This is a genomic window from Alcaligenes sp. SORT26 (genome assembly GCF_017377875.1).
GTDB lineage: Bacteria > Pseudomonadota > Gammaproteobacteria > Burkholderiales > Burkholderiaceae_B > Alcaligenes > Alcaligenes parafaecalis.
In genome coordinates this window covers 3,645,428-3,658,284 of record NZ_CP070975.1, presented here as the reverse complement: position 1 = coordinate 3,658,284, position 12,857 = coordinate 3,645,428, and the positions used below count along the sequence as shown (strand labels likewise).

The window sequence follows — 12,857 nt, the reverse complement described above, 5'->3', positions numbered from 1 at the left end:
ACACAAACCTGCTCGGGCTTTACTGATCCACAACCAGACGCACACTGATAGAGCGGCTGGATTCATGACGATTCAGTTGCAGCAAGCGCGGCCCCTGCTCGTCGTAACGCGATAGCGTCACGCGCCAGCCAGACTGCTCGAAACTGTTCAGCTTTTGCTGATCATCCCGGCGTTCGCTCTGAACCGGGGCGTTACCCGTGCGGCCATGCAGCCAGTCACGCAGGCCAGCGACAGGCACGGGACTGCCCAGAACCTGTTCAACCAGAGCATCGGGATGGGAAGCCACTTCCTGGCTGCCGTCCGTACGCTCCAGCATGGCCTGGCCGGGCAAGACCCAGACACGCGCCAAGGTGTTACCCAGAGGATTGCTCAAGTCCAGCATGAGCTTGTGACCATCATCGCGCCAGGAAAATCCACCCTGCACGGCCTCCACCTGAGAGCTGGAATGAGTCACGCTCAGTGCAAAACGGCCGGAGCGCGACAAGGTCGATGCCGCAGACGCTGCATCGGTAGCGCCGCCAATTTCAGGTTTGGGAGGAGTCGCACAAGCACTGAGCAAAGCCACCAAGGCCAGGGCCCCTGCTCGGGACCAAACTCGCTGTTTCAAGATACTCACGGCAGCGGCACTCCCAGGCGCTTAATGGTTTCCATCAATGTGCGGTTCTCCGCATCTTTGCTCAAGCCTGCCCGGAATACCAAGAGAGCATCATCACGGCGGCCTTTCACCCACAAGACTTCACCCAGGTGAGCCGCCACATCGGCTTCAGGCAGACGTTCGTAAGAACGCTGCAAATATTCCAGTGCCGCTTGCAAGTCACCAATACGGAACAGATACCAGCCTACGCTATCCAGAATATAGGGATTGTCCGGCTCCAGCTCCATGGCGCGTTCCAGCAAGTCCTGCGCCTCATCCATGCGACGGTTCTGATCTGCGTAGGTATAGCCCAAGGCGTTATACGCGTTGGCATGATCCGGGCGCAACTCAATGACGCGACGCATCAAGGTTTCAAACTGATCGTGCTTGGCGCGCTGCTCGTACAGCATGGCCAGGTTGTATTTGATCTCGGCGCTATCAGGCAACTCACGGTCGGCACGCTCCAGCACTTCCAACGCCTGATCCGTACGGCCGCTATCTTGATAGATAGAGGAATAGGTCAAGGCCACCACGACCTGCTCACTCATGTCGCGCGGGCGGGAGTTTTCCAGGGTACGACGCGCCTGGGGCAAGTTGCCCTGGCGGGCTTGCAAGACAGCTTTATGAATCTGAGCCTGAAAGCGCAAGGCTGGCTCTTCAATCAGATCCAACTGACGAATGGCCTCATTCATGTCACCTTGGGCTTCAGCAATCTGTACCAGGGACAAGCGGGCTTCAGAAATACTGGCCAAGGCCGTGCTGACGGCATCATTCAAAGACTGGCGGCGCTGCTGCTGAACGGCAATATATTGCTCCAGCAGTTGGCGGGCCTGATCAAACTCCTGGGCGCGAATATGAATTTCGGCCTGGGTATAGAGCAAATCAAAATCTTCGGGATTGGCACGCTGCAAAGCAGTGACAATGGCCTGGGCCTCGTCAAACTGCTGACGCTCCACCAAGCGATTAGCAAGCAGCAGTTGCAGTTTTCGGCTGTCCGGATTGGCTCGCACAAACGTACGCGCACTTTGCAAGGCAGCCGAAGGATCAATCTTGATTCCGTATTCCAGCACACGCTGAGCAGCGGCTTCAGAATGCGGGTCCAGTTTCAGGGCTTCACGCGCCTCACGGTCCGCCCGCGCCATGTCGCCAGCACTCCAGGCTGTATCGGCCAAGGCTAAACGAGCGATAGGCAATGAGCGCACCGGTTGCTGCAGAGCTTTGTCCAGCACTTCCAGCGCCAGACGGCGATCCACCATCTTGCTGACCATGCTCATGGCTTGCACTACGGCCTGCTCTTTATCCTGGGCGCGAGAGATACGCAGCCACAAGGCATCGGCCAAGCCTTCGGTCTGACCGCTGGAAGCTTCCAGGGCCAGAGCTGTCGCTTTAGCTTCGGGATCATTGGGAGCGAGCAAAGCCCACTCTTTGGCAGCTCGCAAGGCACGGCCCAGATCACGGTCGGCCATGGCGTATTGAAAGGCATTTTGAGCCAGACGAGGATCGCTGGTGTCACGCGCCAAGGACAGGAAGGTCTGGCTGGCAACGTCGTATTCACCACGCGAAGCAGCCACTTCGGCAACCAGAATGCGATACAGAATATCCGGGGTCAGGCCGACCAAAGGCAATTGCCCACTGCGCAAACGGATCTTGTCAGCAGGCGGCTCCGCCTTGAGTATGGGAAGTGATGGTTGTGCTTGCACCGAAACCGCTGCAAGCAACGACATCAGGCCCAGCTTTAGTGCTAAGGTCAGAGCATTCATCCAGAAAAACCCGTGCCGTGATACGTGCGATAAAACGCCCGGTGGCACAATAAAGGAATCAGATTTGTTGATGGTATCACCCCCCCATGCCTGAACTGCCAGAAGTTGAAACAACTCGTCGCGGAATTGCGACGCTTATCCAGGGAAAAATTGTCCGGCAATTCCTGGTTCACGAGCCTCGTCTGCGCTGGCCCGTGCCTGCCTCTTTGCCGCAATGGATTGAAGGCCAGGCTGTCCAGAACTGCACGCGTCGCGGCAAATACTTGTTGTTGCATTTTGAACAAGGCGTCCAGATCATCCATTTGGGCATGTCCGGTTCCTTGCGTCGTGTGGCCCTGGATGAAGAGCGCCGCAAACATGATCATGCGGAATGGATCTTTGATGAGGCCCGCTTCCTGCTGCACGACCCACGACGATTTGGTGCGATATTATGGCACGCCCATAGGGACGGCCCTCTGGAAAACCACCCGTTGCTACGTACTTTAGGTGTCGAACCTTTTGATCCTTTGTTTACGCCCGAACATCTGCACCGGCATTTGCAAGGGCGACGGGTGGCCATCAAACAAGCTCTGTTGGGCGGCAAGATTGTGGTGGGCGTGGGCAATATCTACGCCTCTGAATCCCTGTTTCTAGCCGGTATCCACCCGGAACTGCCTGCTGGCGAAGTTTCTTTACACCGTTGCGAGAAGCTGCATGCGGCTGTCTTGAGCACCTTGCAATCCGCTTTGGACTCTGGCGGCAGCACCTTGCGCGATTACGTCAACGCCAGCGGCGAACCGGGCGCCTACTTCGATATTTACGCCAATGTCTATGAGCGTGTCGGCAAACCCTGCCCGCGCTGCCAACAGCCTATCAAACGGATAGTCCAAGGCCAACGCGCGACCTATTACTGCTCGCGCTGCCAGCGCCGCTAGCCTCCCTTCCCTCTCTATCTATAAAGCGCCTGATGCCAAATACGGCAGGCAGGCGCTCGTCTGCATTTTTCAATTGTCCCTACCCTATTCAGGTATTCACCTATATCTAACTGATTCGCCATAAACTAATCTGACGCCATCCCTATCGACTGTGGAGTCATTTTCATGAGCAAGTCCTTCGCCTCGCATAACGACCTGGAAGACAAAGTCGTTGCCTTTGAAAAACTGTCCGACAACGCCTACGCCTATACGGCTGAAGGTGATCCGAATACGGGCATCATCATCGGTGACGAGGCCATTATGGTGATCGACACCCAGGCCACGCCTGTCATGGCCGAAGACGTGATTCGCCGCATCCGCGAAGTCAGCGACAAACCCATCAAATATGTCTTGCTGTCGCACTACCACGCGGTACGCGTGCTGGGTGCCTCGGCCTACGATGCTCAGGAAATCCTGGCCAGCCGCGATACTTACGACCTGATCGTGGAACGTGGCGAGCAAGACAAGGCCAGCGAAATTGGCCGCTTCCCCCGCCTGTTCCGCAACGCCGAATCCATTCCGCCCGGCCTGACCTGGCCCACCATGACCTTTGAAGGTCACATGACGGTAGACCTGGGCAATCTGGAAGTGCACCTGATGCAAGTGGGCCGTGGCCACACCAAGGGCGACACCATTGCCTGGTTGCCCAAACAAAAAATCCTGTTTGCCGGTGACCTGGTTGAATACCAATCCACCCCATACGCAGGCGACTGCTACTTCCGCGAATGGCCCCGCACACTGGACCGCCTGGGCGACTTCAAAGCCGAACAAATGGTGCCTGGCCGTGGCCCTGCCCTGAAGAACGCCACCGAAGTGCGCCAAGCCCTGGCTGGCACACGCGCGTTTTTGACAGACCTGTACTCCAGCGTGCAGCAAGGCGCAGCCGCCGGTAAAGATCTGAAGACCATTTACCGCGAAACCTACGATTTCATGAAGCCTCGCTACGCAGACTGGGTCATTTTTGATCACTGCATGCCCTTTGACGTGTCCCGTGCCTACGACGAAGTGAACGGCCACGAAGACCCACGCATCTGGACCGCCGAGCGCGATCTGGAAATGTGGAAACAGCTCGAAGGCCAGTAAGACGCAAGACCAGGGAGAAAGAAAATGGGAGACATTAATTACCAGACCCTGGAGCTGACGCAAGCGCCTCCACCAGCCAGCCATACCCGCCACCCTGTTGTGGTGGTGGGTGCGGGCCCGGTGGGGCTGACCATGGCCCTGGACCTGGCGGCCAAAGGCCACCGGGTCGTGGTCCTGGACGATGACACCAGTCTGTCCAAAGGATCACGGGCCATTTGCTTTGCCAAACGCACTCTGGATATCTGGGACCGATTAGGCGTGGGCTCACGCATGATGGACAAAGGAGTGTCCTGGAATGTGGGCAAGGTTTTTTTCCGCAACCAGGAAGTCTGGAGCTTTAATCTACGGCCCGAAGAAGGCCACCAGCGCCCCGCCTTTATCAATTTGCAGCAGTACTACTGCGAAGGCTATCTGTACGAAGCCGTCTGCGCCCAGCCCCTGATCGAGCTGCGTTCCGGCCATAAAGTGCTGAACGTGGTGAATCAGAAAGAAGGCGTGCATCTGGATGTAGAAACCCAGCAAGGCAATTACACACTGGAAGCCGAATGGCTGCTGGCCTGCGACGGCTCGCGCTCGGCCATTCGCCGTGCCTTGGGCGAGAGCAGCAGCGGACGCGTGTTCAAAGACCGTTTTCTGATTGCAGACGTACGCATGCAGGCCGACTTCCCCGCCGAGCGCTGGTTCTGGTTTGACCCGCCTTTCCATCCCAATCAATCTGTTCTGCTGCACAGCCAGCCGGACAATGTCTGGCGTATCGACTTTCAATTGGGCTGGGATGCCGACCCGGTTGACGCCGTCAAACCAGAAAACGTGCTGCCCCGCATTCGCGCCCTTCTGGGTGCCGACGCCCCCTTTGAGCTGGAATGGGTCAGCATTTACACCTTTGCCTGCGAGCGCATGGAGCGCTTCCGCCATGGCCGTATTCTATTCGCCGGTGATTCGGCCCACCGTGTATCGCCTTTTGGCGCACGCGGTGCCAACAGCGGCATCCAGGACGCCGACAATCTGGCCTGGAAGCTGAATCTGGTTCTGAATGCCCAGGCTCCCGACAGCCTGCTGGACAGCTACAGCCATGAACGTGAATTGGCCGCGGACGAGAATATTCGCCACTCCAGCCGTTCGACCGACTTCATCACCCCCAAAAGCGAAATTAGCCGCCTGTTCCGTGATGCCGCCCTGATTCTGGCTCGCCGCCACGCCTTTGCCCGTGTGCTGGTCAATAGCGGTCGCCTGTCTTTGCCTAGCGCCTACCCGGACAGCCCCTTGAATACGGCTGACGAACACAAATTTGCTCCTAATTCCACGCCACTGGGTGCGTGCGTGCCCGACGCGCCTATCGAACAAAACGGTCAGGAAGGTTGGTGGCTGGGTCAATTGGGTGCCGGTTTTACGCTGCTGGAGTTTGGTGAAAGCCAAGTCAGCCATCCCGAAGCCGTGGATGAGCTGATTGCCCAGGGCTTGTTAAGCCGCGTGCGCGTCTGGCCTATTGGCACTAGCCCCGAACAAGCCCAAGGTGGCCTGATCGACAGCCAGGATATGCTGCGCCAGCGTTATGACGCCCAGCCCGGCACCTGCTATCTGATTCGCCCCGACCAACACCTGTGCGCCCGCTGGCGTCATCTGGATGGTCATGCTGTCCAGGCTGCCGTACACAAAGCCTGTGGCCATTTCCTGGAGAGTGCTTCATGCCTACACTGAATACCGATACCCCCCTGGAACGGGCTGATGATTTCTACCAAATGTTGATTGATGCTCACCAAGGCCTGAGCACGGCACAAAGCCATGCCATGAATGCTGCTTTGGTGCTCTTGCTGTGCAATCATGTCGGCTCGCTGGATGTGATCAAGCAAGCCTTGGACGCCGCCCGCCAGACCTGCCTGGAGCAGGCTGCCTGAATCTGGAGACCCACGATGAGCTCTTTGAATTATCAGATTGGTTTTGGTAACGCCTTTGCCACCGAGGCCCTGCCCGGTGCCCTGCCGATTGGACGCAATTCGCCGCAACGCTGCCCCTACGGCCTGTATGCAGAGCAGTTGTCCGGCACGGCCTTTACCGCGCCACGCGCCGAGAATCGCCGCTCCTGGCTGTACCGCATTCGTCCCAGCGCCAAACAAGGTGCGTTTACGGCTTTTGAAGGTGCTCCTCACTGGAATGAAGATTTCGGCCAGGGCCCAGCCAATCCCAATCGTTTGCGCTGGAGCCCCTTGAACCACCCCAGCACCCCCACAGATTTTCTGGCTGGGGTGCACACCTGGGCAGGCAATGGCAGCAGTGATTCGCAAAGCGGTATTGCCATCCATCTGTACGCCATCAACCAGTCCATGGGACGGCGCGTGTTCTACAACGCCGATGCCGAAATGCTGTTCGTTCCCGACCACGGCCGCCTGCGTCTGGTCAGCGAACTGGGCATCATGGAGATCGAGCCTTGCGAGATTGCTGTCATGCCGCGCGGTGTGCGCTTCAAGGTCGAGTTGCTGGACGATACCGCTCGTGGCTATCTGCTGGAAAACTTCGGTGCTCCCCTGCGTTTGCCTGAACTGGGCCCCATCGGCTCCAACGGTCTGGCCAATGCCCGCGATTTCAAAACCCCGGTTGCCTGGTACGAAGATGTCAGCGAACCTCACGAGCTGATCACCAAATTCACGGGTGGCTTCTGGGTCGCCCAACTGACGCACTCGCCACTGGACGTTGTGGCCTGGCACGGCACACACGCACCGTACAAATATGATTTGCGCGACTTCAATGTGATTGGCTCGATCAGCTACGATCACCCCGATCCATGCATTTTCAGCGTGCTGACTTCGCCATCCGACACCCCCGGCACCGCCAACCTGGACTTTGCGATTTTCCCGCCTCGCATTCTGGCCATGGAAAATACCTTCCGCCCACCGTGGTTCCACCGTAACTACGCCAGCGAGTTCATGGGCCTGATCCAGGGCGTGTACGATGCCAAGGCCGACGGTTTTGCTCCTGGCGGCTCCAGCCTGCACAATTGCATGAGCCCGCACGGCCCCGATGCCAGCACCTTTGACAAGGCCAGCAGTGCGGATCTGAGCAAGGCAGACTATCTGCGCGGTACGATGGCCTTTATGTTCGAGACCCGCAAAGTCATCCGCCCCTCGCCACAAGCCTTGCAAAGCAGCAGCCTGCAGGCCAATTACGATGCCGTCTGGGACGGATTGGAAAAACACTTCTCTACGGAACAAAAGGCATGACCCGTATTTATCTGAATGACACACACGACCCCAAGCTGCAAAGCTGGGTGCCCGGCGCGAACGAGACCGACAACGGTTTCCCCATCCAGAATCTGCCCTTTGCCGTGGCCCGTCGCCGTGACAATCAGGAGGACTTCCGCGTCATGGTGGCCATTGGCCCTTACGCGCTGGACCTGGGCCTGCTGGCCTGCGATACCCCCTGGAAAGGCAAGGCGGCTGAAGCCTTGGCCGCTTGCGTCAAACCGGCTTTGAATCCCTTGATGGCATTGGGGCAGGAACACTGGAGCGCCTTGCGTGCAGCGCTGTCTCACGATCTGCGCGAAGGCTCGTCCGCCGAATCGCGCCTGCGTCCCATGCTGATCGAACGCAGCAAGCTGGAGTACGCCCTGCCCGCGCAGATTGGCGACTACACCGACTTCTACATTTCCGTGCACCACGCCACGGCCATCGGCAAGCAATTCCGCCCGGATGCCCCGCTGCTGCCCAATTACAAATGGGTGCCCATCGGCTACCACGGCCGTGCGTCCAGCATTGGAGTCTCTGGTCAGCAATTCCCGCGTCCAATTGGGCAAACTCGTCCACCTGAAGGTCAGGAAACGCCGAATTTCGGCCCTTGCCAGCGCCTGGACTTCGAGCTGGAAATGGGCATTCTGATCGGCAAGGGAAACGAGGCGGGTCGCCGTATCCCTATCGGTGAAGCCAACGAGCACGTTTTCGGTCTGTGCCTGTTCAACGATTGGTCGGCGCGCGATCTGCAAGCCTGGGAATACCAGCCTCTGGGCCCATTCCTGGCCAAGAACTTTGCATCTACCATCTCTCCCTGGGTAGTCACGCTGGAAGCTCTGGCCCCCTTCCGTCGCCCCTTCAGCCGCCCCGAGTCTGACCCACAACCTTTGCCCTATCTGCAAGATCAGGCGAATCTGGACGGCGGTGTTCTGGACGTGGAGCTGGAGGTGTATCTGAGCACCGAGCAGTCCCGTCAGCAAAAGAAAGACCCCGCTCTGCTCTCGCGCAGCAACTTCAAGGAAGCCTACTGGACTGTGGCCCAACTGGTGGCGCACCACAGCGTCAACGGCTGCAATCTGCAAACCGGCGACCTGCTGGGTACCGGTACCTTGTCCGGCCCGGCCAAAGGTCAGGAAGGCTCTTTGCTGGAGATGAACCAGGGCGGCAAGAACCCCATTGATCTGCCTTGGGGTGAACAGCGCAAATTCCTGGAAGATCAGGACGAGATCATTTTGAAGGGCCAATGCCGTCAAGATGGCTATCCCACGCTGTCTTTTGGTGAATGTGCCGGTCGTGTGTTGCCTGCCGTTCTTTAAGCTCAGGCCCGCGAGGGTCTGATTGGCAAGATAAGCTTGCCTGTAAACGACACCCCGAAACCGCTCTCTGGCTTCGGGGTGTTTTTACGTAAAACCTATCGCAGTGGGGCTCGTAAAAACAGAAAAGGGGGCTTGAAGCCCCCTTTTCCAGATTCAGAGAGCCGCTAGGCGGGCAATTGCTTGTGTCTGGCCCAAGACCACAAGATATAAAACAGCACGCAGCCATACAGCCCCAGGACAGCGCCAGACGCCAGGACTTGGCTAAGAAAATGGTAGCCCTGCATGATGCGCAAAAAGCCGAATAGCAAGCCTGCGCTGATACCCAGCACAAAGCCCCAGGCCGCCAATTTGCGGCAGCCGATCAGGACACCCACAAAAAACAGTGACAAGAGCACAAAGCCGGATGCGGCATGGGCACTGGGCAAAGCATTGCCCGCTTCAGCCCAGGAGTGAGCCCAAAAGTAGGTGGGCATGGACTCTGTGCCACCGAACATGGCCAGATTAAAAGGTCGTGGCATGGCAGTGAGATGTTTCAACACGCCAATCAACAAAGGGCCGCTGCCCATGAAGAAGGCCGCCCCCGCCCAGGCCAGTTGGCGGCGAGAGCCCCTGGTTTGCCGCCAGGCCACTATCGTCCAGATAACAGCGCCGCCAAAAGGAACGAACCAGACCAGCTTGCGTCCGAACAAATCGACAAAAGGCTGCAAACGCCAGGGGAAGTCCTGAGCCTGAGGGTCGTAGAAATAAGCGCTGAGTGACAGGTCCGTTGCCGAACCCAGCGTCACCGACGCGACTATTCCCAAAACAATAAACAAGACGGCACTACCAAGGATATAAGGGCGAAAAAACATCTAAATACCAGATAACTTCAATCAATCAGGCAAAACTTTACCGGGGTTCATGATCCCCAAAGGATCCAGTGCCACCTTGATTTGCTTCATCAAGGCCAGGGAGACAGGGTCTTTATAACGTGGCAACAACTGACGCTTGAGCTGGCCCACGCCATGCTCGGCACTGATGGAACCATTGAAGCGGTGCACGCTGTCATGCACCAAGGCATAGACCTCGTCCTGGCGCCGCAACAGTTCTTCTTCCGTAAAAGCCGTGCCGCGTGCCACGTTGTAGTGCAGGTTGCCGTCGCCCAAATGCCCGAAGGTCACGTTTTCCAGACCGGGGAAGGCTTCTTGCAAGGCCTTGTCAGTCTCGTGCACGAACTGGGACATCACCGACACGGGGATGGACACATCATGCTTGATGCTTTTCCCATAGGCCTTTTCAGCCAGCGGGATGCTTTCGCGCAAATGCCAGAGCGCTTTGCTTTGTGCGATGGTCTCGGCAATAACTGCGTCTTGCACCAGATCCTGCTCCAGCGCCTGTCCAATCACCGTTTCAAAACGCTCGCGAGCATGTTCCAGGCTTTCGCTATCCGACAACTCCAGCAAGGCGTACCAAGCGGCCTTTTCTGCTGGACCTTGGAAAGGCATGCGTTGATCGGGGTAGCAATGCAGCACAGCTTGCAAGCAATTGCCTGCAATCAGCTCAAAGCCGGTCAAGGAAGCGGCCAGACCCTGACGTGCCAGGGCCAGCACCTGTACGGCATCTTCAATCGTGTTCAAGGCCAGCAAAGCCGTGCACGCTGCCACAGGCTGGGGATACAACTTGATGGTGGCTGCCGTGATAATGCCCAGCGTGCCTTCGCTACCAATAAACAGATTGCGCAGGTCGTAACCGGTATTGTCTTTACGCAGACCCAGCAAACCATGCAGGATTTCACCTTGCGCAGTCACCACCTCCAGACCCAGAGTCAGGTCACGGGCATTACCGTAACGCAGTACCTGTGTGCCGCCCGCATTGGTGGCCAGATTGCCGCCAATGGTGCAGCTACCTTCTGCGGCCAGGCTCAAGGGGAACAAACGCTGATGATCGCGGGCGGCCTGCTGCACGTTTTGCAAAATGCAGCCTGCTTCCACCACCATGGTGTCGTTATCGGTGTCCACACTACGAATCTTGTTCAGGCGCTCCAGAGACAGGACCAGTGCAGTCGCGCTGTTATCCGGGGTCGCGCCCCCGCACAGCCCGGTATTGCCGCCTTGGGGGACGATAGGCACCCGGTGCTCGGCACATAAGCGCACGACCTGGGCGACTTCCTCTGTGGTCGCAGGCCGGGCCACCGCCAGGGCAGTACCGGTATAGCGTCCGCGCCAATCCTCCAGATACTGCTGCATGGATTGCCCGGTCAACACATGTTGCTGACCAATACGCTGTTCAAGTTCGTTTAGAAAAGTCATGACCCAAGCCACTCAAGAAAAACAATCAGGCGCTCTTGCTGTCGCGCTACAGCTCTTAATGGTAACTCACGAAAGCCAATGGCATTCGCGCTAAACTGCTTCTTTGTTTATCTACCCAGGACGCGACAGTGACCCAAACCCCTGCCCTACCGACCGCTGTATTCAAGGCCTACGATATTCGAGGCACGGTTCCCGAACAATTGAACCCGGCCTTCGCCTATCAATTGGGTTTAGCCTTGGCAGCCTCGGCCCGTGAACAGGGTGTACAGACTTTGGTGGTGGGCTATGACGGCCGCCACAGCAGCCCCGCCTTGTCACGCGAGCTGCAAAAAGGGATTCAGGCCGGTGGGGTCAACACGGTAGATCTGGGCATGGTGCCCACTCCTGTCGTCTATTTTGCGGCCAATGTGCTGGAAACCGGTTCAGGCGTCGCCATTACAGGCAGCCACAACCCATCCAACTACAACGGCTTCAAGATGATGATGGCCGGTAAAACGCTGCACGGCAGCGACATTCAAGCCTTGAAACAGCGTATGCAGGCGGGTGTTGAACCTGCTGCCCAAGCGGGCACAGGCCACAAGAAAGATTTGCTGGACCAGTACGTCAGCACGATTGCCGAGCGCGTGAAGCTGGCCCGCCCCATGAAGATTGCCCTGGACTGTGGCAATGGCGTGGGTGGTGTGGTCGCGGCCCGTCTGTTCAAGGCCCTGGGCTGCGACGTGGACATGCTGTTTGAAGATGTCGATGGCAGCTTCCCCAACCATCACCCCGATCCCGCCGAGCCGCACAATCTGCAGGACCTGATCGCCCATGTTCAAAACACGGACTGCGAAGTAGGCCTGGCCTTTGATGGCGATGCCGACCGTCTGGGTGTGGTGACACGCTCCGGTCAGATCATCTGGCCAGATCGCCAGTTGATTCTGTACGCGCGCGATATTTTGCAGCGCGAGCCCGGTTCCACCATTATTTTTGACGTGAAATGCAGTCGCCACGTTGCCCTGGAAGTGGCCAAGGCCGGGGGTGAGCCGTTGATGTGGCAAACCGGCCATTCGCTGATCAAGGCCAAGCTGGCCGAAACGGGCGCCCCTCTGGCTGGTGAAATGAGCGGCCACGTGTTCTTCAAGGAAGGCTGGTACGGTTTTGATGACGGCCTGTACACCGGGGCACGTTTGCTGGCAATTCTCTCGCGCGGTGACAACCCCAGCGCCGTGCTGGAAGCCTTACCACAAGACTTGTCCACGCCAGAACTGAAACTGCCTCTGGCCGAAGGCGAGCCACATGCCCTGATTGCCCGCCTGCAAAAAGAGGGCCGCTTCCCCAGCGCCAATCAGCTCAACACCATTGATGGCGTACGTGCCGAATACGCGGATGGTTTCGGTCTGGCCCGTGCTTCTAACACCACACCAGTCATTGTGCTGCGTTTTGAAGCCCAATCCCAGGAGGCGCTGGACCGCATTCAGGCAGAATTCCGGGCGGCATTGCTGGCCCTCAAGCCAGACGCCGCTTTGCCTTTCTAAGGCAGAGAAAACTCGCTAGAACCCAGCATCTCTGTTTGCTGGTTTCTAATCTCTAGCGCAGTATAAAAAAATGCCCCCACGACGC

The 12,857-nt window shown here is 57.8% G+C and carries 11 protein-coding genes; 7 read left to right on the top strand and 4 right to left on the bottom strand.

Annotated elements, in window-relative coordinates; all coding sequences use genetic code 11:
- Nucleotides 1-19 precede the first annotated feature (19 nt).
- Both JYG33_RS16650 and JYG33_RS16645 read right to left on the bottom strand, forming a co-directional pair.
- Nucleotides 20-616 carry an outer membrane lipoprotein LolB gene (locus JYG33_RS16650; RefSeq protein WP_207873266.1) on the bottom strand — a complete coding sequence of 199 codons (597 nt, stop codon included), beginning with the start codon at nt 614-616 and terminating at the stop codon, nt 20-22.
- A complete protein-coding gene (locus tag JYG33_RS16645) occupies nt 613-2,358 on the bottom strand; it encodes a tetratricopeptide repeat protein (protein ID WP_243430210.1) in 1,746 nt (581 codons plus the stop codon). The genes JYG33_RS16650 and JYG33_RS16645 overlap by 4 nt, the downstream gene beginning before the upstream one ends.
- Nucleotides 2,359-2,480: 122 nt before the next feature.
- Between JYG33_RS16645 and mutM the strand changes: the two genes are divergently transcribed.
- From mutM to fahA, 6 genes are all read left to right on the top strand, one after another.
- Nucleotides 2,481-3,308, top strand: coding sequence for a bifunctional DNA-formamidopyrimidine glycosylase/DNA-(apurinic or apyrimidinic site) lyase (gene mutM / locus JYG33_RS16640; protein ID WP_207873264.1), 828 nt, complete (start codon nt 2,481-2,483; stop codon nt 3,306-3,308).
- Nucleotides 3,309-3,473: 165 nt separating this feature from the next.
- Nucleotides 3,474-4,430, top strand: a complete 957-nt coding sequence (locus JYG33_RS16635) for an MBL fold metallo-hydrolase (RefSeq protein WP_086069418.1) — start codon at nt 3,474-3,476, stop codon at nt 4,428-4,430.
- A 24-nt stretch (nt 4,431-4,454) separates the two neighbouring features.
- A complete protein-coding gene (locus tag JYG33_RS16630) occupies nt 4,455-6,128 on the top strand; it encodes an FAD-dependent oxidoreductase (RefSeq protein WP_207873263.1) in 1,674 nt (557 codons plus the stop codon).
- Nucleotides 6,116-6,325: a DUF2783 domain-containing protein gene (locus tag JYG33_RS16625; protein ID WP_207873262.1), complete on the top strand. Its 210-nt coding sequence runs from the start codon at nt 6,116-6,118 to the stop codon at nt 6,323-6,325. The genes JYG33_RS16630 and JYG33_RS16625 overlap by 13 nt, the downstream gene beginning before the upstream one ends.
- 15 nt (nt 6,326-6,340) lie before the next feature.
- Nucleotides 6,341-7,645 carry a homogentisate 1,2-dioxygenase gene (hmgA, locus tag JYG33_RS16620; protein WP_207873261.1) on the top strand — a complete coding sequence of 435 codons (1,305 nt, stop codon included), beginning with the start codon at nt 6,341-6,343 and terminating at the stop codon, nt 7,643-7,645.
- Nucleotides 7,642-8,967, top strand: coding sequence for a fumarylacetoacetase (gene fahA / locus JYG33_RS16615; RefSeq protein WP_207873260.1), 1,326 nt, complete (start codon nt 7,642-7,644; stop codon nt 8,965-8,967). The genes hmgA and fahA overlap by 4 nt, the downstream gene beginning before the upstream one ends.
- 164 nt (nt 8,968-9,131) lie before the next feature.
- Here fahA and JYG33_RS16610 read toward each other — a convergent pair whose 3' ends face one another.
- The gene (locus JYG33_RS16610; protein WP_207873259.1) at nt 9,132-9,818 is read right to left on the bottom strand and encodes a phosphatase PAP2 family protein; all 687 of its coding nucleotides are present in this window, start codon (nt 9,816-9,818) and stop codon (nt 9,132-9,134) included.
- Nucleotides 9,819-9,839: 21 nt separating this feature from the next.
- Entirely contained in the window at nt 9,840-11,255 is a 1,416-nt protein-coding gene (locus JYG33_RS16605) for an FAD-binding oxidoreductase (RefSeq protein ID WP_207873258.1), read from the bottom strand.
- A 128-nt stretch (nt 11,256-11,383) separates the two neighbouring features.
- Here JYG33_RS16605 and JYG33_RS16600 point away from each other — a divergent pair, with 128 nt between their 5' ends.
- Entirely contained in the window at nt 11,384-12,772 is a 1,389-nt protein-coding gene (locus tag JYG33_RS16600) for a phosphomannomutase/phosphoglucomutase (protein ID WP_207873257.1), read from the top strand.
- Nucleotides 12,773-12,857: the final 85 nt, after the last annotated feature.